Consider the following 20,571-nt stretch of genomic DNA (forward strand, 5'->3'; position numbering starts at 1 on the left):
ACCGCCGGAGCTCGCCGTTGCGGCGGAGGGAGAGTTCCCCGCTGTGCCGGTGTCCTTCCGCCGCGGCGGTGAGTAACCGGATACATGCTGTCCGGCGGTGCCGGGCCGGCCGCGAGGTGATCCGGCACCGCCGGAGCTCGCCGTTGCGGCGGAGGGAGAGTTCCCCGCTGTGCCGGTGTCCTTCCGCCGCGGCGGTGAGTAACGGGATACACGCTGTCCGGCGGTGCCGGACCGGGCCGCCTCAGTGCCCGCCCGTCGCGCGGCGAGTCGGCCGGGCGGACGTCGGGTCCTCCGGCCACGGGTGGCGGGGGTAGCGGCCGCGGAGTTCCGCGCGGACCGCGCGGTAGCCGTCGCGCCAGAACGACGCCAGGTCCGCCGTGACCGCCGCGGGCCGCCCCGCGGGGGAGAGCAGGTGCACCAGCACCGGTACCCGCCCTCCCGCGAGCCGCGGCGCCTCCTGCCAGCCGAACAGCTCCTGCAGCTTCACGGCCAGCACCGGCCGGTCACCCCCGTAGTCCACCCGGATCCGCGAGCCGCTCGGCACCTGGATCCGCTCCGGAGCCAGCTCCTCCAGCCGCGCCGCGTCCCCGGACGCCCACGGCAGGAGCCTCTCCAGCATCCGCCCGCCGTCCAGCCGCTCCAGGTCCGCCCGCCGGCGCGCACGGCCCAGCTCCCAGCCGAGCCAGTCGTCCAGCCGCTCCAGCAGCGCGGCGTCGGACACGTCCGGCCACGGCTCGCCCAGCTCCCGGTGCAGGAAGGCCAGCCGCTGCCGCAGCCCGGCGCCCTCCGCCGTCCAGCGCAGCAGCCCCAGCCCCTCCCGCCGCAGCCCCTCCTCCAGCGCGGCCCGCAGCAGCCCGGGCTCGGGCTCGGTCAGCGGACGGGACGCCAGCTCGACCGCGCCGAGCCGCTCGACCCGCCGCGCGACCACGTCCCGCCGCTCGTCCGACCAGCCGACCTCCTCGCCCTCCGCGTGCAACGCGCCCGCGGCCGCCCGCGCCGTGTCCTCGTCGATCACCGCGCCGAGCAGCACCCGCGCCGAGGCCGCCGTGACCGGCCGGTCCGCGACGGCCACCGCGAGCCAGGGCGCGCTCCGCAGCCGCGACCCGTCGCCGAGCTGCGCCCCCGTACCGGACACCATGAGGTATGCGCCCTCGCCGCGCAGCCGGGCCACCCGCTCGGGGTAGGCGAGCGCGGTGACGAGCCCCGCGACGGCGTCGTCCGGCAGCGTGCTGCCGGAACCGGAGGCCGCGCCGGAACCGGAGGCCGCGCCGGAACCGGGGGCCGCGCCGGAGTCCGGCAGCGCCCTCTCCAGCCGCCGCGCCTCCGTACGCCACCGCGCGCCGTACGCGTCCCCGCCGCGCCGTGCCGTACGCCAGGCCGCCGCCAGGTCGTCGCCGTACTCCCGCGGCGGTTCCTCGCTCAGCAGGGCGACCACTTCCGCCGCACGGCGCGCACCGGCCTCCGCGGCCCCGTCCAGGAGGGCGCGCGCGAGCCGGGGATGCACTCCCAGGCGCGCCATGCGCTGCCCGCGTTCGGTGACGCGCCCGTCCGCCGCCACGGCGCCCGTGGCGGCCAGCACCTCGCGGGCCGCGGCCATCGCGCCGGCCGGCGGCGGGTCGAGCAGGGCCAGCCCGGACGCACCGGGGTCGCCCCAGCACGCAGCCTGCAGGGCGAACGCCGTCAGATCGGCCACCAGGATCTCCGCCGCCGGGAACCCCGGCAGCCGCACGTCGTCGGCCTCCGACCAGCACCGGTACACCGTCCCGGGCGCCTCGCGCCCGGCCCGTCCGGCCCGCTGCCGGGCCGCCGCCCGCGAAGCCCGTACGGTCGTGAGCGCGCTCAGGCCGCGCGCGTGGTCGGTACGGGGCTCCCGGGCCAGACCCGCGTCCACCACGACCCGCACCCCGGGGACCGTCAGGCTCGACTCCGCCACGGACGTCGCCAGCACCACCCGCCGGCTCCCGGCCGAACCGGCCAGCACCGCGTCCTGCACCGCGGCCGGGGCCCGCCCGTGCACCTGCAGCACCTCGGCGCCCAGCGCCTCCCGGTCGCCCAGCCGGCCCGCCACGCGCGCGATCTCCCCGACGCCCGGCAGGAAGCACAGCACGTCCCCCTCCCGCTCCCGCAGCGCCCGCCGCACCACCCCGGCGACGTGCTCCAGCAGGGCCGGGTCCACGCGCATCCCGTGCGGCGGCCGCACAGGCCGCTCCGGCGGCGCCCACACCACCTCGACCGGATGGGAGACGCTCTCGGCCGTCACCACGGGCGCGTCCCCCAGCAGCCGGGCCCAGCCCTCGGCGTCCGTCGTTGCGGACGCCGCCACCAGCCGCAGCTCGGGCCGCAGGGCGGCCCGTACGTCCAGGAGGAAGGCGGCGGCGGTGTCCGCGTCGAGATGCCGCTCGTGGCACTCGTCCAGCACGACCGTGCCCACGCCCGCGAGCTCGGGATCGCGCTGCAGCCGCTGCAGCAGCACGCCGGTCGTGACGACCTCCACGGCGGTCCGCGGCCCCACCCGCCGCTCCCCGCGCACGGTGAAGCCCACCCGCTCGCCCACGTCCTCGCCGAGCAGCCACGCCATGCGGCGCGCCGCCGCCCGCGCGGCGATGCGGCGCGGCTCGGCGACCACGACGCGCTGCCGCGGGCCGTCGCCGGTGAGCCCGGCGAGGACCAGCGGCACGAGCGTGGTCTTGCCGGTGCCGGGCGGTGCGCACAGCACCGCGGCGCCGTGCGCGTCGAGGGCGCGGGCGAGGGCGGGCAGGGCGGAGCGGACGGGCAGCCGGTCGAGGGCGTCGCTGTGGATCACCCGCCCAGTCTCACTCAGCGGCCGGCGCTCCCGCGCCGGGGCCCGCGACCCGCCCGGAGGGTCAGTCCCGCTCGCAGACGAAGATCGCCGTCCCCGGGATGAGGTGCCCCCGCAGCGGGGACCAGCCGCCCCACTCCTGGGTGTTCCAGTCGGGCCACTCGGGCTCGACGAGGTCGGTGAGCCGGAAGCCGGCCGCGACCACGTCCCGCACGCGGTCGCCGAGCGTGCGGTGGTGCTCCACGTAGACGGCGCGGCCGTGCTCGTCCTGCTCCACGTAAGGGGTGCGGTCGAAGTAGGAGGCGGCGACGGACAGGCCCTCGGGGCCCGGCTCGTCGGGGAACGCCCAGCGTATGGGGTGGGTGACGGAGAAGACCCAGCGCCCGCCGGGCCGCAGCACCCGCCGCACCTCGCGCATCACGCGCACCGGGTCCGCGACGAAGGGCACGGCCCCGTAGGCCGAGCAGGCCAGGTCGAAGGAGCCGTCGGCGAAGGGCAGGGCCCCCGCGTCCGCCTCGACCAGGGGGATGTCCCCGCCGATGCGCAGGGCGTGCTGGAGCTGGCGGTGGGAGAGGTCCAGGGCCACCGGCCGGGCGCCCTGCGCGGCGAGCCAGCGCGAGCACTGGGCGGCGCCGGCGCCGATCTCCAGGACGTCGAGCCCCGCGAGGCCGCTCGCCGGGCCCAGCAGGCCGGCCTCGGCCTCGTCGAGCCCCTCCGGGCCCCAGACGAAGCGGTCGTCGCCGAGGAAGGCGCCGTGCTCGGTCTGGTACTCGTCGGCGTTGCGGTCCCACCAGCCGCGGCTGGCCCGGCTGCTCTCGGTGTCGCCCGTGGCGCGCCGGGTCGCTTCCGGCTCGTACTCTTGGATCATCGGCGGTCGTGCCCCCGGCAGTAGTGTGGTGCGGCCCGCGAGGGCCTTGAGCGGCGTGCGGCCGGGGGAACGCCGGGGATCGCGGCGGGGCGCGGAAGGGCCCCACGGCCTCGCCGAACAGAAGTTGTGCCCGGTGTGACCGGATTCGTCCCGGGTGTGCGCCTTCGCGCATTGACCGTGCCCGGCTGCCCCCGTATGCTACAAGTTGCGCTGCGGGCCTGCGCGCCTCAGACGGAGCAGGCCGCGCTCGCACTTGTTGTATGTCCCCTCGGTTGTGCGAGGCGCGTGCAGCGGTTTTCGGATCGTGGAACGCGCGTCTCCAAGGCTGTCCGGCTTCGGCAGTGCGATACGGGCTCTCGGCGTAGCAGTACCTACGACTCAATGTCCGTACCGGAGCCCTTTCCCACATGACGAGCAGCACCGAGACCACCGCCACCACCCCGCAGGTTGCGGTCAACGACATCGGTAACGAGGAAGCCTTCCTCGCCGCGATCGACGAGACGATCAAGTACTTCAACGACGGCGACATCGTCGACGGCGTCATCGTGAAGGTCGACCGGGACGAGGTCCTGCTCGACATCGGTTACAAGACCGAGGGTGTCATCCCCTCCCGCGAGCTCTCGATCAAGCACGACGTCGACCCGAACGAGGTCGTCAAGGTCGGCGACGAGATCGAGGCCCTGGTTCTCCAGAAGGAGGACAAGGAAGGCCGCCTGATCCTCTCGAAGAAGCGCGCCCAGTACGAGCGTGCCTGGGGCACCATCGAGAAGATCAAGGAAGAGGACGGCATCGTCACCGGTACCGTCATCGAGGTCGTCAAGGGTGGTCTCATCCTCGACATCGGCCTCCGTGGCTTCCTCCCGGCCTCCCTGGTCGAGATGCGCCGCGTCCGCGACCTGCAGCCCTACGTGGGCAAGGAGCTCGAGGCCAAGATCATCGAGCTGGACAAGAACCGCAACAACGTGGTCCTGTCCCGCCGTGCCTGGCTGGAGCAGACCCAGAGCGAGGTCCGCCAGACCTTCCTCACCACCCTGCAGAAGGGCCAGGTGCGCTCCGGCGTCGTCTCCTCCATCGTCAACTTCGGTGCCTTCGTGGACCTGGGCGGCGTCGACGGTCTCGTCCACGTCTCCGAGCTGTCCTGGAAGCACATCGACCACCCGTCCGAGGTTGTCGAGGTCGGCCAGGAGGTCACCGTCGAGGTTCTCGACGTCGACATGGACCGCGAGCGCGTGTCCCTGTCCCTCAAGGCCACCCAGGAAGACCCGTGGCAGCAGTTCGCCCGGACCCACCAGATCGGTCAGGTCGTCCCGGGTAAGGTCACCAAGCTCGTTCCGTTCGGTGCGTTCGTCCGCGTCGACGAGGGCATCGAGGGCCTGGTCCACATCTCCGAGCTGGCCGAGCGCCACGTGGAGATCCCGGAGCAGGTCGTCCAGGTCAACGACGAGATCTTCGTCAAGGTCATCGACATCGACCTCGAGCGCCGCCGCATCAGCCTCTCGCTGAAGCAGGCCAACGAGTCCTTCGGTGCCGACCCGTCCGTGGTCGAGTTCGACCCGACCCTGTACGGCATGGCCGCGTCCTACGACGACCAGGGCAACTACATCTACCCCGAGGGCTTCGACCCCGAGGCCAACGACTGGCTGCCGGGCTACGAGAAGCAGCGCGAGGAGTGGGAGCGCCAGTACGCCGAGGCGCAGCAGCGCTTCGAGCAGCACCAGGCGCAGGTCATCAAGTCCCGCGAGGCGGACGCCGAGGCTGCGGCCGAGGGCGCTCAGGCTGCCCCGCAGGCCGGTGGCGCCCAGGTCTCCGGCGGCTCGTACTCCTCGGAGTCGGCCGACAACTCCGGCGCCCTGGCGTCGGACGAGGCGCTGGCCGCCCTCCGCGAGAAGCTCGCCGGCGGCCAGAGCTGAGGCTCTGCACCACGGCAGCTGACAGCTGACTGAGTAAGGCCCGTTCCCCTTGGGGAGCGGGCCTTATCTCTGTTCTCCTTGCCGGATGACGGGCGACCCGTCGGGCCGTTCCGTGATGTGAGACGCGCCGGTGCGATCCGGAACGCGGGAATGGCCGGGCCCTCCAGGCGCGTTCCCGGTACGGAACATGAGGAGGAGCGGTCACTGTGTTGGATCCGCAGGGTTTGTACGAATGGGAGCCCAAGGGGCTCGCCGTGGCCGACCTGGCCTTGGCCCAGGACACGGCCGGCCTGGTCATGCTCTATCACTTCGACGGCTACATCGACGCGGGGGAGACCGGCGAGCTGATCGTCTCGCGGCTCCTGGACACCCTGCCGCACCAGGTCGTCGCCCGCTTCGACCACGACCGGCTCATCGACTACCGCGCCCGGCGGCCGCTGCTGACCTTCCAGCGGGACCGCTGGAGCGCCTACGAGACCCCGGCGATCGAGCTGCGCCTCGTGCAGGACGCGACGGGCGCGCCCTTCCTGCTGCTGTCCGGCCCCGAGCCCGACGTGGAGTGGGAGCGGTTCGCCGCCGCCGTGGGGCAGCTGGTCGAGCGGCTCGGCGTCCGGCTGTCCGTCAACTTCCACGGCATCCCCATGGGCGTCCCCCACACCCGCCCCGTCGGCATCACCCCGCACGGCAACCGCACGGACCTGATGCCCGGTCACCGCAGCTACTTCGACGAGGCGCAGGTGCCGGGGAGCGCCGAGGCGCTCGTGGAGTACCGCCTGGCGGAGGCCGGCCACGCCGTCCTGGGCGTCGCCGCCCACGTTCCGCACTACGTCGCCCGCTCGCCGTATCCGGACGCCGCGCTGACCGCGCTCGAAGCGGTCACGGCCGCGACCGGCCTGGTGCTGCCCACCACCGCGCACGCCCTGCGGTCCGAGGCGCTGCGCACCCAGGAGGAGATCGAGCGGCAGATCGCCGAGGGCGACGACGAGCTCGTGACCCTCGTCCGCGGCCTTGAGCACCAGTACGACGCGGTGTCCGGCGCGGAGACCCGCGGCAACCTCGTCGCCGAGCCCGTCCAGCTGCCCTCCGCCGACGAGCTGGGCGCGGAGTTCGAGCGCTTCCTCGCCGACCGGGAGGGCGAGAGCGGTCACTGACGGCCCGCCCGATACCGTGGGGCCCATGCTGAGAGTGGGCCTCACGGGCGGAATCGGAGCCGGCAAGAGCGAGGTGTCGCGGCTGCTCGCGTCGTACGGCGCGGTGATCGTGGACTCCGACCGGATCGCGCGCGAAGTGGTCGAGCCGGGCACGCCCGGACTGGCCGCGGTCGTCGCCGAGTTCGGCGACGCGGTCCTCACCCCCGAGGGCGCCCTCGACCGCCCCAAGCTGGGCGCGATCGTCTTCGCCGACCCCGACCGCCTGGCCGCCCTCAACGCCGTCGTCCACCCCCTCGTGCGCGCCCGCTCCGCCGAACTGGAAGCCGCCGCCGCCCCGGACGCCGTCGTCGTCCACGACGTCCCCCTCCTCGCCGAGAACGGCCTGGCCCCCCTGTACGACCTGGTCATCGTCGTCGACGCCGGCACGGAAACCCGCCTGGACCGCCTGGTCCGCCTCCGCGGCATGACCCCCGAAGAGGCCCACGCCCGCATGAACGCCCAGGCCACCCGCGAGGCCCGGCTCGCCGTCGCCGACATCGTCATCGACAACGACGGCCCGCTGGAGGCGCTGGAACGCCAGGTGGCAGAGGTGTGGAAAGAACTCCGCGAACGCAGCGCGGGGCGTTAGGACCTGCTCGCGTGATCGACTACGACGATTCCGGTAGTCCTGTCGTCCGGGTGGGCGACCCCGGACCGCGCCCGGTGGAGCTCCTCCTCTCCGGACCGGCACGGTCGTTCGGTGCCGACGACCCGCTGCTCGACTTCCTCGTGACGGCGAGCGGGCGAGGGGTGAGCGTCGAAACCTCGGTGCGGACCATTGAGGGCGACGGCCTCGATCTCTGGCTGTCCTCGCTGGCCGAGGACTTCCGCGGCTGGACAGGGGCGCGCACCTGGCGCTCCCTCGAACACGACCTGACCCTCTCGGCGGTGCACGGCCCCGGCGGCCGCGTCCACCTGACCTGGGGAATCCACGACAGGCCTCCCTCCGAGGGGTGGCACTTCGAGACGACGACCGTGCACGCGCCCGGTGAAGAAATGCGGAACCTCGCCGCCGAGATCCATACGTTCCTCACGAGCGCGGCCGCGTAACCGCGGTGGGACACACCACCGCTGTGAGATGACCTCTTCGTCATCACAGCCGTTAGTCCTATCGGGTGAAGGCCGGTGAGGTGCCGAATGGGCTGTGGGGCAGGTGGGGCAAGGGTTGGGGGCGTTGGGCGTGGTGAGTGAGGTGCTTTCGCGCGGCGTTCACTCCGTGGCGGGTGCATAGGGTCGGCCCATCCGAAACGCGGAGGGAGACCTTTCATGGCCATGCCCGAGTTAGCCCGGACGGGTCCGTTCGCCGTGCTGCCCGAGCCGCGGGTCCTGCCGCGGATCGCCGGAGTCGGCATCATCGTGCTGTCGCTGGCCTGTATGGGGTTCATGGTCCGTCAGGCGGAGAAGTCGGCCGGGCTCGTGGCGAACAAGGGCACGCTCGTCGTGAAGCGGTGCGAAGAGCGCGGACGTTCCGGCGGGCGGCATTCCTCGGGCACGTACGACGTCTGCTTCGGCTCTTTCCGGTCGGACAGCGGCCGGGTCGTGCGTGACGGCGCCGGGCTCCGCGGCTGGCACGTGGCGGGCGAGAAGGTGCGCGTCTATCGCGAGGGATACCGCTATCAGCCGGTCAGCTGGCGGTTCTTCTGGGGACGGCTGGCCTTTTTCTTCGCCGGGCTGATGATGGTCGTTTACGGCCTGATGGTCACGGTGGCCGGCCACCGCGTGAAGACCCCCGAGGAGATCAGGGCCTCCTGGGAGGCGCTGCGCCGGAAGCCCGCGGGGCCCTACGCCTCCTGGCTGCTCCGGACCGGCGGAGCCGGGGCCGCCGCCTGCACCGTGCTGTCGCTCGTCTCGTCCTGAGGGGGAACCGTGGACCTGAAGGTCGAGCCCGGGCAGCTCGAAGCGTTTGCGCGGCAGGTCGGCAGGGGCGCCGAGGACATGCGGGAGGTGCTGGCGTATGCGCGCCGGCACACCGTGCTGCCGCCGGGAGCGGACGGGCTGTACGGGGAGGCGCATTACCTGCACAACGCCTTGCGCAGCAATCTCCTGAGCGCCGTGAAGCGTATGGCCGAAGTCCTCCAGGGTTCTTCGGAGGAACTGGCCGCGGCGGCTGCCTACTACCGCCGTACTGATCGCGGTGTCGCCGCCGGATTCGACGCCCTCATCCGGGAAACGGGAGCCGCCCGGTGACGGGTTTCGCCGACGTGGTCGAGCCGGCCGCGTCTCTCGTGCCGCCCGCGGCGCCCGAGGATTTCACCGATCCGCTGGAGCCGTTCAACGCGGTGGCGGATTTCTTCAGCCCGAACCAATGGCTCCTCAAGCTCGCCGAGCTGATGACCGGGACCGATCCGGTGAAGTGGACCGGAGAGAAACTCGCCGGCGACTGGAAGGCCTACGCCGCGTGCGCCTCCGCCTGGCAGGCAATGGGCCACGCCTGTGACGGGATCGCCCGCAACCTGCGTTCCGGCGGTGTGTGCGTCGACGCTTCCTGGGACGGTAACGCCGCCGGGTCGGCCGCTCACTACTTCGCGGTTCTGGCCGGAAACCTGGAGGAGTTCCACAGGTCCCTCGACGCGATGGGCAGCGAATACCGCCTCATCGCCCGGTCGGTGGCCTCTGCCGCGGAGAGCATCGCCGACTGCCTCACGGCGATGCTCGACGCGCTGATCACCGCCTCGATCGAGATCACTGCCTCGGCGGCCACGGGCGGTGGCGCCGCAGCCATGGCCGCCGCGCTGGGCACCCAGGAGCTGCTGACCGTCCTCAGGGAGTGGGAGCACATGAACGAGTTCCTCAGCGCGGCCCAGACGCTGATGCACGCGGGCACGGCCGCCCTGGCCCGGACCGGGGCGGAAGCCCTGACCGCGCTCAACACCTTCCCCGTCCCCCGTACCGGCTACGACCACCCCGCGGTCTGAGACCGGAGGAGAAAGAGGGGGAGAACGCGTGAGCGAACAGTACGTGGGCTTCGAAGAGTTCGTGACCCGGGGACGCAGCCCCGAGCGGGCGCGCGCCCTGCACGGCGCGCTTCAGCGGCTCGCCGCCGGCCGCGCCGGTGACGTGCTGCAGGAGATGGCTCGCGACGTGCTCACCGGCCGCACCGGCCTGCGGGACGCCCTGCGCGTCGGCGCGTACGCCGAAGCCCTGGGCGAGGGCACCCGTGCCCTGCGAACGGCATGGCAGGCCCTGCCGGAAGAGGAACGCGCACGGCAGCTGGAAGAGGCCCGGCGCGCCCTTGCCCGGCCCGCCGCCGCCCAGGACGCCCGCCCGTACTGACGGCCCGCGCCGTCACTCGTCCCCGGCCTCCGGGGGGGGTAGGGCATTGTGGCCGGTCGTAACAGGTCGGCGGAGCCCGCCACCTCCGAGAGGGCGTTCGCCAGAGCCACCAGCACCCCCCGCACCCGGGCGATCTCCGCCCGCAGCTCCGCCGCGTGCTCCCAGCCGCGCTCGTACGAGACGGGGTCGACGTCCGCCGGGCGCAGGGACTCGTACGCGGCCAGGCGGGGATGCCAGGTGGCCAGGACGGGGCGGAGGGCCTGGTTGAGGACGGTGACGGCCAGCGCGCCGAAGGTGATCTCCCCGGGGCCGCGCCGCGGGGCGACGCCGGGGCCGTAGCGGCGCAGGATGTCGCGCGTGGTGCCGAAGAGGCTGTAGAAGGAGGACAGGGCCTCCCGCAGGAAGCCGTCCTCCGGGCCCAGCTCGACGGTGGAGACGCGCGTGGCCAGCTCCGCGTACAGCTCCCAGGCGGCCTTGCGCTCGGCCTCCACCGGCTCCCAGACGCCCGTGATGTCGCCCAGCATCGGAATGGCCATCCGGACCGTGACCTGCTTCGGCCTGGCCCGGCCGGCGGCGTTGCGTATCCGTCGCATGATCTTCCTCCCCGGGGCCCCACAGTAGGCTAGTCCGGCCGCATCAGACAGGCGCGGACAGGCATTGACCGGAACACCGTGGGAGTGAGCGTGGAGGGACAGGGCGCCCGCACCTGGGACGTGTTCCTCAGCTACAGCCGCGGGGACGCCCACCGCATAGCGCCCCTCCGCGACCGGCTGCTCGCCTCGGGGCTGGAGGTCTTCGTCGACGAGGTGACCGTCGCGGGCTTCGCCGGCATCAGCGACAGCATCCGCGCCGGCCTGGCCCGCTCGAAGGCCCTGCTGGCGTGCTACTCGGCCGCCTACCCCACGCGGCAGGCCTGCCAGTGGGAGCTCACCGCCGCCTACCTGGCCGGCCTCGCCGAGGGCGATCCGCGCCGCCGCGTCATGGTCGTCAACCCCGAGCCGGGCACGGGGCACATCCACCCCGTCGAGCTGCGCGACGCCAAGCACTGGGCCCTGCCGGACGGCGCGGCGGGCCTGGACGCCCTGGTCGCGGACGTGCGGGCGCACGTCGCGGCGCTCGACGGCACCATCGGGGCGACCGAGGCCGCGCCGGCCCGCTGGTTCCCGGGCCCGCCCCCGTCGACCGCGCCCGCGTTCACCGGCCGCCTGCCCGCCCTGTGGCGGGTGCACAGCTGCCTGCACCAGCACGCCGCGCCGCTGACCACCGGTCATTCGGCCGCCCGGCCGGTGCAGGTGCGGGGCATGGCGGGGATCGGCAAGACGCTCCTCGCCCAGGAGTACGCGACGCGCTTCGCCGCCGCCTACCCGGGCGGGATCCACTGGCTGTCGCGCGACGCCGGCGCCGAGCCGCACGCCCCGGGCGCTCCGTACGGGCCCTACGAGGGCGGTTTGCGGGCGCTGGCCGCCGCGCACGGACTGCCGGGGGAGGGCGGCGCGGAGGACGTCGCGGGCCGGCTGCGCGACCGGTTCGCCGCGGCCGGCGAACCGTTCCTGTGGATCGTCGACGACCTCCCCGACCGGCTGACGGCCCAGCAGGTCGCACGGCTGTGCGCCCCCCACCCGCTGGGCCGCACCCTGCTGACGACCCGCAGCCGGCGCTACGAGACGCTCGCCACCCCCGTCGACCTCGGTCCGCTCCCGCCCGGCGAGGCGTACGCGCTGCTCACCCGCGCCGCGGAGCCCGCCTCCCCCGAGGAGCGGGCCGCCGCCGAGGCCCTGTGCGCGGCGGTCGCCGGGCATCCGCTCGCGCTCGACCTGCTGTCCTCCGCCGCGGCCGACGGCTACACGACCCTCCTCGACCGCTTCCACACGCCCGGCCGCTCGCTCCTGGACGTCCTCGGGCAGGACCGCGTCCTGCCCACCGGATACCCGGCCGGGGTGACCGCCGCGCTGGTCCGGGACGCACGGGAGGCGGGCCCGGGCGCAATGGACGCCCTGCGGCTCGCGGCGGCCTTCGCGCCGACCCCGCTGACCAGGGACGATGCTGTACGGGCCCTGGCGCCCGGCAGTGCGGTCCCGGACGTGGCCGCCGCCCGCCGCCTCGACGCGGGCATCGCCGTGCTGCGCGGCCGCGGCCTCCTCGCGCCCGCCGGCACCCGCTCCTGGTCGGTGCACCCGCTCACCGTCCACGCCTGGCTGCGGCACGACCCCGAGCCCGGCCGCGCCGAACAACTGCGGCACGCCGTCATACGGACCCTGCGCACCGCCCACGGCACTACGCTGGGCGGCGTCGCAGGCCGGCCCGGCACGGCCGGCACGAGCAGCACGAGGGAGCCGCGGATGAAGCCGCACACGCCCGCGCCGCCGGCCGGCGAGCCCGGCGAACTGGAGCGCATGGCCGCCTTCGACCTGCAGGTCGAGCTCGCCACCCGCATCGGCGTGCAGGAGCTGGCGCCCGGCACCGGCAGCCTGCGCGAGGCCCTCGCCTCGCTCCACGCGATGTTCGAGTTCACGCGCTCCACGCTGCGGCAGTACAGCATCAACCTCGCCGGCGGGCCGCCGCCCGAGGGCGCCCGCACCGTCCACGCGATCGCCTACGACCTCCTCAACGGCACGCTGAGGCCCTTCACCAGCACCTGGCACCCGCGGCTGGCCGCCCACGAGGCGCTCCGCCCGGAGGGCACGAGCCCGGTCGCCCACGAGGAGGCGTGGGCGGACGCCCCGGCCATGCGGGCGGCCCTCACCGAGCTGCGCACGCCCCTGCTGCGGATCGTCGGTGAACTGGCCGGCATCTCCGGCGCCGACTTCGGTCTCTCGGCGGCAGGAGCACAGCCGGGCTGAGAGCGGCCCCGGCGGCCGGGACCGGGGCGGCGATCAGGGCCGCTGCGGATGATACGAGCCGCTGCGGACGAGGAGGGCCGTTACGGATGCGGCCCCCGCTCGTCGTCCCGCGGGACGCGCCCCTCCCAGGCGTCCCGGCGGTTGCTGACCGGCCGGTAGGGCGGGACGTCCCGGCCGGGCTGGAAGTGCGGCCCCTGCCGGATGTGCCGGATCACCAGGGAGAGGTCGACGGCGGTCACGGCCACCAGGACCCCGCAGGCGAGCGCCCAGCCGGGGTGGCCGGTGACCGCGAAGAGCACGGTGCCCGCGACGGCCCAGACCAGGCCCCAGGCCGCCAGGCCGCAGCGCAGCCGCAAGGGGCTGCGGGCCGTGATCGGTTCGTTTCCGGTACGCATGGCAATGCACCTCTGTCTCCAGCATCCCCCCGCAGGGGCGAAGGCGGGTGAAGGTGAACGCGGGTGGGAGGCGCCCTCGCGCGGCCGGGCCGCCGGGCTCAGACCAGGCGCCGGATCTCGCCCCGCACGCGGTAGAAGCCGCCTGCCGCGGGGGCGAGGGCGTCGATGACGTAGCGGGCGCCGGCCTCGCGTATGTGCCGGGGGAACTGGACGTTCCAGGTGGGGTCGTAGCCGTCGGAGACGACGTGGACCCGCAGCCGGCCGCCTTCCTGGACGCACTCGACGACGATTCCGGCCGCGGGCGCCGCGCTCACCGTGGCGAGGGTGCGGGACGGGGTGTACGTGGGCACGGCCGCGGCCGACTTGACGTCCACCGGCACCGGGACGTTGCCCGCCTGGGCCGCGGCGACGGCCCCGTCGCTGGCGTCGACGCAGACCAGCGCGCCGTCCGTGGTGACCATGTACAGCTTCTCGTTCCAGTACTGCATGGACAGCGCCGAACCGCTGCCCGTGCCGAGCTTCCACAGCCGGGTGCCGTCCGCCGCGAAGCAGTACACCGACGAGGCGGAGTCGCCCGCGAAGACGTAGCGGCCGCCGGGGGAGGTGGCGCAGGAGTAGACCACGGTGTCGCAGGGGTAGGTGGCCTCGACGGCGCCCGTGGCCTTGGACAGGCGCTGGACGACCCGGCGGTTGGTGCCGGCGTAGACGGCGTGGTCCTCCTGCCAGCCGAACAGCACCGAGCCGGAGGTGGGGGTGTGCCACAGCTCGCCGCTGCCGTCCTGGGCGTAGGCGGTCACGCCGCGCGAGTGGCCGTGGTAGACGGCGCGCTCGTCGCGCCGGACCATCCAGGCGTGGTCGCCGCTGCTCTTGCGCGACCACTGGTGCTCGTCCTCGTGGTCGATGACGGTCAGCCTGCCGTTGCGGTCGGCGACGTCGAGGATGCCCTCGCGGATGTCGAGCCAGAAGATGTCGACGTCGGAGGAGATCTCGTAGGCGGCGAAGGGCAGCTTGGAGGACAGGTCGTAGACCGTGCCGTCGTCGCACCCCGCGTAGATCCAGAAGTCGTCGGCCACCAGGCACTTGACGCCGGCGGGCAGCTGGTAGCGGGCGAAGACCTCGCCGTCGTGGCCGAGGGTGTGGACGTGCCCCGCCTGGTTGCCGACCCAGCAGCGGTCCTCGTCCACGTGGATGCCGAACGCGGCCGAGCCGGTGTCGAAGCGCCACAGCACCGGGGCCACGGCCCGCGCGGTCGACGGCGCCGAGTCGACCTGACGGCGCGTCACCGGGCGGGCGGCGCGCTGCCCGGCCACGGCCGGGGCGTAGCCCTTGCGGACCTTCTCGCCGACCTTCTTCGCCGCCGCGGCCCGGGCCCTCTCCACGCTCGGGAACGAGGACGTCTGGGTCTGGCCGGCGGCGCCGATGCGGCCGTAGCGGACCGTCACCGACGTGCCGGCGACCGTGACCTCGTAGAACTTGTGCGCCCCGCCGCCGTCCTGCGACAGCTCCAGGTACGTCGTCTCTCCCGCCATGGCACAGCCCCTCTTCCCCGTCCGTCGGCCACGCCGGCCGATCTCCGTGCCGAGCACGCTAGGGGCTGCCACTGACAATCGGCCCTCGCTCATCCGCCCGAGCGCTGCGGCCGTCAGACGAAGAGTCAGAAAGAGTTAGAAAAGGGGCTCCGGAAGCACTCCTTCGAGGGACAGGAGCGCGCGCTTGATCTCCAGGCCGCTGCCGAACCCGCCCAGGCCGCCGTTGCTCTCGATGACGCGGTGGCACGGCACCACGACCGGCAGCGGATTGCTCCCCATGGCCACGCCCACGGCCCGGGCCGCCCCGCGCTCGCCCACGCGGTCGGCCAGGTCCTGGTAGCTGACCACGGTCCCGTACGGGACGCCGGCGGCCAGCTCGCGCAGCACGAGGCGGTTGAACCCCGAGGTCAGCGACCAGTCCAGCGGGACCGAGAAGGCCGTGCCGCGGCCGGCGAAATAGGCCGTGAGCTCGGCCGACGCCCGGTCGAGGACCTCCCGCGCGGCGCACGGGCCGGTCACCGGGGCGGTTCCCATGCGGCGGGTGAGCGCGGCCACGGCCGACTCCGTCTCCGCCGGCCCGGCCCGGAAGATCACCTGCAGCAGGCCCCTGGGCGTCGCCGCGATCCCCAGCGGGCCGATGGAAGTGCCGACCGTCTCCCACGCCCACTCCTGCGGCCGGGGCGGGGCGGCAGCGGCGGCGGCCGGTTCGAGGTCCGTCATGGGGCCAGCGTAGGCCGTTCGGGTGACGGCCGGGGGCCCGGCCGGACAAGTGATCCACGATCATGTGATCCGGTGGGCCGCCGGGCCCGGCCGCGGGCCACGGAGGCAGGGCCGCCCGCGCATCCGCAGGCCCCCGGCAGCGCCCCTACAGCCCCAGGAAGCTCAGGAGCGACAGAGCGCCGTCGGCGCCGTCCTCCTCGTCCTCCTGCTCGTCCGCCGCCTCCTCCAGGGCCTCCTCGACCACGTGCGGGGCGTTGCTGATGATGCCGTCGACCCCCATGCGGGCCAGCGCCACGGCCCGGTCGCCGTTGTCCACCGTCCAGGCGGACACCTCCAGCCGCCGCCCGTGCGCTCCGCGCACGGCGTGCACTGCCCGTACGTAGGCGGCGGTGACGCTCTTGTGGTGCGGGTTGATCTGGTCGGCGAACGCGGCGTACGACCGCAGCTCCGCGGGCTTGGGGGCACCCAGGAAGGCCGTCTTCACGTCCGGCCGCACCCGGTGGAAGGCCTTGAGGGAAGCGGCGCTGAAGGACTGCACGACGAGGGAGCTCCGCACGTGCCGGGCATTGAGCCAGCCCGCGCGCTGCAGCTCCGCCGCCAGCTGCCGCTCGATGCCCGGGTACAGCTCGGGAGCCTTGACCTCCAGCAGCAGCTTCTGCCGGTTGTGGTCCACGCGCTGCAGGTAGCGCCGCAGCGTGGGCACCCGCTCGCCCGCGAACCCGCGGTCGTACCAGCTGCCCGCGTCGAGCTTCTGGATCTCGGCCAGCGTGAAGTCGGCGATCTTCCAGGGGGCGCGGCCCGGGTAGCGGCGCCGGGCGTCGGTGGTGCGCGCCAGGGTGGTGTCGTGCATGACGATCAGGGCGCCGTCCTTGGTGCGCTGCACGTCGTTCTCCACCCAGGTGATTCCCAGGTCGGCCGCCTCGTCGACCGAGGCCAGCGTGTTCTCCGGGGCCCGGACCGGCACCCCGCGGTGGCCGATCGCAAGCGGTGCGCCCGCCTGCGAGAGCTTCGCGGCCGGTGCGGCCGGTGCGGCCGCCGGGGCCGGGGGAGCGGCGGCGAGGAGGAGCGCCGACAGGCCGAGCAGCGCGCTGGTCACGGCGGAGACGGGGCGGATGCGCATCAGGGCTCCTCGCGGCGTCTGGACACGGACGGGCGCGGACGCGTGCGGCGCCCCGGCCCCTGGTGTACGGGACGGGCCTGCCGCAGACAAGTACGCCGCATACGCCAAGTACGCGACGGCGGCACGGCGGACGCACGCCGGAAGGCGGTCTCCGCATCCCGGAGGCCGCCCTCCACCGGGACCCCGGCCGGCGGGCCCGCCGGGCCGGCCCGCCGCCCGCCCCGCGGACGGGGGCCGGGCGGCGGGTGCCCGCCCGTTGTCAGTGGCGGGTCGTACCGTGGTCCCATGCGGCCCGTATCGAAGATCGAACGCAAGGTGGCGCCTTTCGAGGTCGTCAGCCCCTTCCAGCCCAGCGGTGACCAGCCGGCGGCCATCGCCGAGCTGGAGCGACGCATCCGCGCAGGTGAGAAGGACGTCGTCCTCCTCGGTGCCACCGGCACCGGCAAGTCCGCGACCACCGCGTGGATGATCGAGAGGCTCCAGCGGCCGACGCTCGTCATGGCGCCGAACAAGACCCTGGCGGCCCAGCTCGCCAACGAGTTCCGCGAGCTCCTGCCCAACAATGCCGTCGAGTACTTCGTCTCGTACTACGACTACTACCAGCCCGAGGCCTACGTTCCGCAGTCGGACACGTACATCGAGAAGGATTCCTCGATCAACGAGGAGGTGGAGCGGCTGCGCCACTCCGCCACCAACTCCCTGCTCACCCGGCGTGACGTCGTGGTGGTGGCCTCGGTCTCCTGCATCTACGGCCTGGGCACCCCCCAGGAGTACGTGGACCGCATGGTGCCGCTGAAGACCGGCCAGGAGATCGACCGCGACGAGCTGCTGCGCCGCTTCGTGGAGATCCAGTACACCCGCAACGACCTCGCCTTCACCCGCGGCACCTTCCGCGTCCGGGGCGACACCATCGAGATCTTCCCGGTCTACGAGGAGCTCGCCGTCCGCATCGAGATGTTCGGCGACGAGATCGAGGCGCTCTCCACGCTCCACCCGCTCACCGGCGAGGTCCTCTCCGAGGACCAGGAGCTGTACGTCTTCCCCGCCAGCCACTACATCGCCGGCGCCGAGCGCATGGAGAAGGCCGTCGCCGGCATCGAGGCGGAGCTTGCGGAGACGCTCGCCAGGATGGAGAAGCAGGGCAAGCTCCTGGAGGCGCAGCGGCTGCGCATGCGCACCACGTACGACATCGAGATGATGCGTCAGATCGGCTCCTGCTCGGGCATCGAGAACTACTCGCTGCACATGGACGGCCGCGAGCCCGGCTCCCCGCCCAACACCCTCCTGGACTACTTCCCGGAGGACTTCCTCCTCGTCATCGACGAGTCGCACGTCACCGTCCCGCAGATCGGCGCCATGTACGAGGGCGACGCCTCGCGCAAGCGCACGCTCGTCGAGCACGGCTTCCGGCTGCCGTCGGCCATGGACAACCGCCCGCTGAAGTGGGAGGAGTTCACCGAGCGCATCGGCCAGACGGTCTACCTCTCGGCGACGCCGGGCAATTACGAGCTCTCGCGCTCCGACGGCTTCGTGGAGCAGATCATCCGCCCGACCGGCCTCGTCGACCCCGAGGTCGTCGTGAAGCCGACCGAGGGCCAGATCGACGACCTGGTGCACGAGATCCGCAAGCGCACCGAGAAGGACGAGCGGGTCCTGGTCACCACCCTCACCAAGAAGATGGCCGAGGACCTCACGGACTACTTCCTGGAGCTCGGCATCCAGGTCCGCTACCTGCACAGCGACGTCGACACGCTGCGCCGGGTGGAGCTGCTGCGCGAGCTGCGGGCCGGCGAGTACGACGTCCTGGTCGGCATCAACCTGCTGCGCGAGGGCCTCGACCTGCCCGAGGTGTCCCTCGTCGCCATCCTGGACGCCGACAAGGAGGGGTTCCTGCGCTCGGGCACGTCCCTCATCCAGACCATCGGCCGTGCGGCGCGCAACGTCTCCGGCCAGGTGCACATGTACGCCGACAAGGTCACCCCGGCGATGGAGAAGGCCATCGAGGAGACCAACCGCCGCCGCGCGAAGCAGATCGCGTACAACAAGGAGCGGGGCATCGACCCCCAGCCCCTGCGCAAGAAGATCGGCGACATCGTGGCGACCCTCGCCCGCGAGGAGATCGACACCCAGGAGCTGCTGGGCTCGGGCTACCGCGACAAGGGCGCCAAAGGCAAGGCGCCGGTGCCCACCGCCCCGGCCGGCAAGGCCGCGAAGGGCGCGAAGGCCGGCAAGGGCGCCAAGGCGAAGGCCGGCGCCGTGGTGACGGACAAGCCCGCCGCCGAACTGGCCCAGCAGATCGAGGACATGACCGACCGCATGCGGGCCGCGGCCGCGGAGCTGCAGTTCGAGGTCGCCGCCCGGCTGCGCGACGAGGTGAGCGAGCTCAAGAAGGAGCTGCGGCAGATGAAGGAGGCCGGCCTCGCCTGACGCTCCGGCACCCTCCGCCGCGGGATGCGGGCCCGGATGTTGCAAGACCGCCACAAATCCCGCCTGGATTCGTGTGCGGTCAGGGTCCGTGCGTAGGGTCGGGGCGGAGGCCGTGCGGACGCCCGGCCCACGGGGATAGAACGAGAAGGGACTGCGCGTGACGGTCAACTTGTCCAAGGGTCAGGGCATCAGCCTCCAGAAGGCAGACGGGGGCACCCTGACCGCCGTGCGGATGGGGCTGGGCTGGCAGGCCGCCCCCCGCCGCGGACTGTTCGGGTCGCGCACGAGGGAGATCGACCTCGACGCCTCGGCGGTGCTGTTCGCCGGCGGCCAGCCGGTGGACGTGGTCTTCTTCCGCCACCTGGTCAGCGACGACGGCTCGGTCCGCCACACCGGTGACAACCTGGTCGGCGGCGCCGGCACGGGCGGCGACGACGAGGCCATCCTCGTCGACCTGCAGCGCGTTCCCGTGCACATCGACCAGATCGTCTTCACGGTGAACTCCTTCACCGGCCAGACGTTCTCCGAGGTGCAGAACGCCTTCTGCCGCCTGGTCGACGAGACCAACGGCCAGGAGCTCGCCCGCTACACCCTCGACGGCGGCGGCCCGTACACCGCGCAGATCATGGCGAAGGTGCACCGGTCCGGCAGCGGCTGGGCGATGACCGCCATCGGCACGCCCGCCAACGGCAAGACCTTCCAGGACCTCATGCCGGCGATCCTGCCGAGCCTGTAGGCCAAAGCGTCCTGACACACATCCCGGGCCCGGCGGAGAGCGCTTCCGCCGGGCCCGCGGGCACGACGAGCGCACAACGCGACGAGCGCAGCACGAGCACGAACCACGAGGGGGCGCAGCAATGACGGCCGAGCTGGTGCGGGGGCAGAACCACCCGCTGTCCGGGACCCGCCTGGAGATCCGGGTGTCCGCGGGAGGTCCCGTCGTCGCGGGCGCCACGCTCGCCGGTGCCGACGGCAAGGTGCCCGGCGCCGACCGGATCGCGCACCCCGCCTCGCACCGCCTGCCCGGCCTGGAGGTGTCCCGGCAGGCCGCGGCCGACCACCGGCTCGCCGTCGACCTGGACGCCCTCCCCGAGGACGTGCACCGCGTCCACGTGCTGCTCGCGCTGCCCGCCGGAGCCGGCGGGCCGACCTCCTTCGGGGCGCTGGCCGCGCCGTTCGTCGCCGTCACCGGCCTGGACGGGACGGAGATCGCCACGTACACGATCACCGACCTCGGCGCGGAGTCCGCGGTCGTCGCGCTGGAGCTCTACCGCAGGCAGGGCGCCTGGAAGGTGCGGGCCGTCGGCCAGGGGTACGCGGGCGGGCTCGCCGCGATGCTCGAGGACCAGGGCCTGGAGCGGGCCTGGGAGACGGCCGCGGCCATCAACGAGGCCGTCGTGCGCGGCATGGCCCGCGCCGTCGCGCCGCCGCCCCCGCGCCCGGCCGCGGACCCCGAGCCCGCGCGCCGGCGGCCCGCCCCGGAGCCCGCGCCGCAGGCC

Annotated in this window: 18 protein-coding genes; 11 read left to right on the plus strand and 7 right to left on the minus strand. The window is 73.6% G+C overall.

Annotation, left to right across the window (positions count from 1 at the left end; all coding sequences use genetic code 11):
* Positions 1-241: 241 nt before the first annotated feature.
* Positions 242-2,803 carry an ATP-dependent helicase HrpB gene (hrpB, locus tag ACSNOH_RS22300; protein WP_436723185.1) on the minus strand — a complete coding sequence of 854 codons (2,562 nt, stop codon included), beginning with the start codon at positions 2,801-2,803 and terminating at the stop codon, positions 242-244.
* Positions 2,804-2,864: 61 nt separating this feature from the next.
* Positions 2,865-3,668 (minus strand): class I SAM-dependent methyltransferase, encoded by an 804-nt coding sequence (locus tag ACSNOH_RS22305; RefSeq protein WP_436723186.1) that lies wholly within the window; start codon positions 3,666-3,668, stop codon positions 2,865-2,867.
* 407 nt (positions 3,669-4,075) lie between these two features.
* Here ACSNOH_RS22305 and rpsA point away from each other — a divergent pair, with 407 nt between their 5' ends.
* The 7 genes from rpsA to ACSNOH_RS22340 all read left to right on the plus strand — a co-directional run bounded on the left by rpsA (position 4,076) and on the right by ACSNOH_RS22340 (position 9,683).
* Positions 4,076-5,578, plus strand: a complete 1,503-nt coding sequence (gene rpsA / locus ACSNOH_RS22310) for a 30S ribosomal protein S1 (RefSeq protein ID WP_058044905.1) — start codon at positions 4,076-4,078, stop codon at positions 5,576-5,578.
* Between the two features lie 206 nt (positions 5,579-5,784).
* Entirely contained in the window at positions 5,785-6,729 is a 945-nt protein-coding gene (locus ACSNOH_RS22315; protein WP_436723187.1) for a PAC2 family protein, read from the plus strand.
* Between the two features lie 25 nt (positions 6,730-6,754).
* Entirely contained in the window at positions 6,755-7,357 is a 603-nt protein-coding gene (gene coaE / locus ACSNOH_RS22320; RefSeq protein ID WP_436723188.1) for a dephospho-CoA kinase, read from the plus strand.
* 11 nt (positions 7,358-7,368) lie between these two features.
* Positions 7,369-7,818: a DUF6228 family protein gene (locus ACSNOH_RS22325; protein ID WP_436723189.1), complete on the plus strand. Its 450-nt coding sequence runs from the start codon at positions 7,369-7,371 to the stop codon at positions 7,816-7,818.
* A 216-nt stretch (positions 7,819-8,034) separates the two neighbouring features.
* The gene (locus ACSNOH_RS22330; protein ID WP_436723190.1) at positions 8,035-8,625 is read left to right on the plus strand and encodes a hypothetical protein; all 591 of its coding nucleotides are present in this window, start codon (positions 8,035-8,037) and stop codon (positions 8,623-8,625) included.
* A 9-nt stretch (positions 8,626-8,634) separates the two neighbouring features.
* A complete protein-coding gene (locus ACSNOH_RS22335; RefSeq protein WP_436723191.1) occupies positions 8,635-8,955 on the plus strand; it encodes a WXG100 family type VII secretion target in 321 nt (106 codons plus the stop codon).
* The gene (locus ACSNOH_RS22340) at positions 8,952-9,683 is read left to right on the plus strand and encodes a hypothetical protein (RefSeq protein ID WP_436723192.1); all 732 of its coding nucleotides are present in this window, start codon (positions 8,952-8,954) and stop codon (positions 9,681-9,683) included. Before ACSNOH_RS22335 ends, ACSNOH_RS22340 begins: the two co-directional genes overlap by 4 nt.
* A gap of 111 nt (positions 9,684-9,794) precedes the next feature.
* On the opposite strand, the gene ACSNOH_RS22345 is transcribed toward ACSNOH_RS22340, so the two are convergent.
* A complete protein-coding gene (locus ACSNOH_RS22345; protein ID WP_436723193.1) occupies positions 9,795-10,634 on the minus strand; it encodes a hypothetical protein in 840 nt (279 codons plus the stop codon).
* 90 nt (positions 10,635-10,724) lie between these two features.
* Here ACSNOH_RS22345 and ACSNOH_RS22350 point away from each other — a divergent pair, with 90 nt between their 5' ends.
* On the plus strand, positions 10,725-12,881 hold the full coding sequence (locus ACSNOH_RS22350) for a TIR domain-containing protein (RefSeq protein WP_436723194.1): 2,157 nt from the start codon (positions 10,725-10,727) through the stop codon (positions 12,879-12,881).
* A gap of 80 nt (positions 12,882-12,961) precedes the next feature.
* On the opposite strand, the gene ACSNOH_RS22355 is transcribed toward ACSNOH_RS22350, so the two are convergent.
* From ACSNOH_RS22355 to ACSNOH_RS22370, 4 genes are all read right to left on the minus strand, one after another.
* Positions 12,962-13,276: a DUF6343 family protein gene (locus ACSNOH_RS22355; protein ID WP_436723195.1), complete on the minus strand. Its 315-nt coding sequence runs from the start codon at positions 13,274-13,276 to the stop codon at positions 12,962-12,964.
* Between the two features lie 98 nt (positions 13,277-13,374).
* Entirely contained in the window at positions 13,375-14,805 is a 1,431-nt protein-coding gene (locus tag ACSNOH_RS22360; protein WP_436723196.1) for a WGR domain-containing protein, read from the minus strand.
* A 135-nt stretch (positions 14,806-14,940) separates the two neighbouring features.
* Positions 14,941-15,525: a methylated-DNA--[protein]-cysteine S-methyltransferase gene (locus ACSNOH_RS22365; protein ID WP_436723197.1), complete on the minus strand. Its 585-nt coding sequence runs from the start codon at positions 15,523-15,525 to the stop codon at positions 14,941-14,943.
* 145 nt (positions 15,526-15,670) lie between these two features.
* Positions 15,671-16,645, minus strand: coding sequence for a glycerophosphodiester phosphodiesterase (locus ACSNOH_RS22370; RefSeq protein ID WP_436723198.1), 975 nt, complete (start codon positions 16,643-16,645; stop codon positions 15,671-15,673).
* Between the two features lie 285 nt (positions 16,646-16,930).
* Here ACSNOH_RS22370 and uvrB point away from each other — a divergent pair, with 285 nt between their 5' ends.
* From uvrB to ACSNOH_RS22385, 3 genes are all read left to right on the plus strand, one after another.
* Positions 16,931-19,072 carry an excinuclease ABC subunit UvrB gene (uvrB, locus tag ACSNOH_RS22375; RefSeq protein ID WP_436723199.1) on the plus strand — a complete coding sequence of 714 codons (2,142 nt, stop codon included), beginning with the start codon at positions 16,931-16,933 and terminating at the stop codon, positions 19,070-19,072.
* Positions 19,073-19,229: 157 nt separating this feature from the next.
* Entirely contained in the window at positions 19,230-19,808 is a 579-nt protein-coding gene (locus ACSNOH_RS22380; RefSeq protein WP_436723200.1) for a TerD family protein, read from the plus strand.
* Positions 19,809-19,929: 121 nt separating this feature from the next.
* Positions 19,930-20,571, plus strand: a 642-nt coding sequence (locus tag ACSNOH_RS22385) for a TerD family protein (RefSeq protein WP_436723201.1), incomplete at its 3' end; no start/stop codon positions are given.

Origin of the sequence: Streptomyces sp. URMC 127 (assembly GCF_051386535.1) — a bacterium.
Lineage (GTDB): Bacteria > Actinomycetota > Actinomycetes > Streptomycetales > Streptomycetaceae > Streptomyces.

What these genes read in the sequence shown, in the direction of transcription:
- ACSNOH_RS22305 (WP_436723186.1), bottom strand. Translation starts at nt 3,668, where the DNA reads ATGATCCAAGAGTACGAGCCGGAAGCGACCCGGCGCGCCACGGGCGAC.
- rpsA (WP_058044905.1), top strand. Translation starts at nt 4,076, where the DNA reads ATGACGAGCAGCACCGAGACCACCGCCACCACCCCGCAGGTTGCGGTC.
- coaE (WP_436723188.1), top strand. Translation starts at nt 6,755, where the DNA reads ATGCTGAGAGTGGGCCTCACGGGCGGAATCGGAGCCGGCAAGAGCGAG.
- ACSNOH_RS22330 (WP_436723190.1), top strand. Translation starts at nt 8,035, where the DNA reads ATGGCCATGCCCGAGTTAGCCCGGACGGGTCCGTTCGCCGTGCTGCCC.
- ACSNOH_RS22345 (WP_436723193.1), bottom strand. Translation starts at nt 10,634, where the DNA reads ATGCGACGGATACGCAACGCCGCCGGCCGGGCCAGGCCGAAGCAGGTC.
- ACSNOH_RS22355 (WP_436723195.1), bottom strand. Translation starts at nt 13,276, where the DNA reads ATGCGTACCGGAAACGAACCGATCACGGCCCGCAGCCCCTTGCGGCTG.
- ACSNOH_RS22360 (WP_436723196.1), bottom strand. Translation starts at nt 14,805, where the DNA reads ATGGCGGGAGAGACGACGTACCTGGAGCTGTCGCAGGACGGCGGCGGG.
- ACSNOH_RS22365 (WP_436723197.1), bottom strand. Translation starts at nt 15,525, where the DNA reads ATGACGGACCTCGAACCGGCCGCCGCCGCTGCCGCCCCGCCCCGGCCG.
- ACSNOH_RS22370 (WP_436723198.1), bottom strand. Translation starts at nt 16,645, where the DNA reads ATGCGCATCCGCCCCGTCTCCGCCGTGACCAGCGCGCTGCTCGGCCTG.
- uvrB (WP_436723199.1), top strand. Translation starts at nt 16,931, where the DNA reads ATGCGGCCCGTATCGAAGATCGAACGCAAGGTGGCGCCTTTCGAGGTC.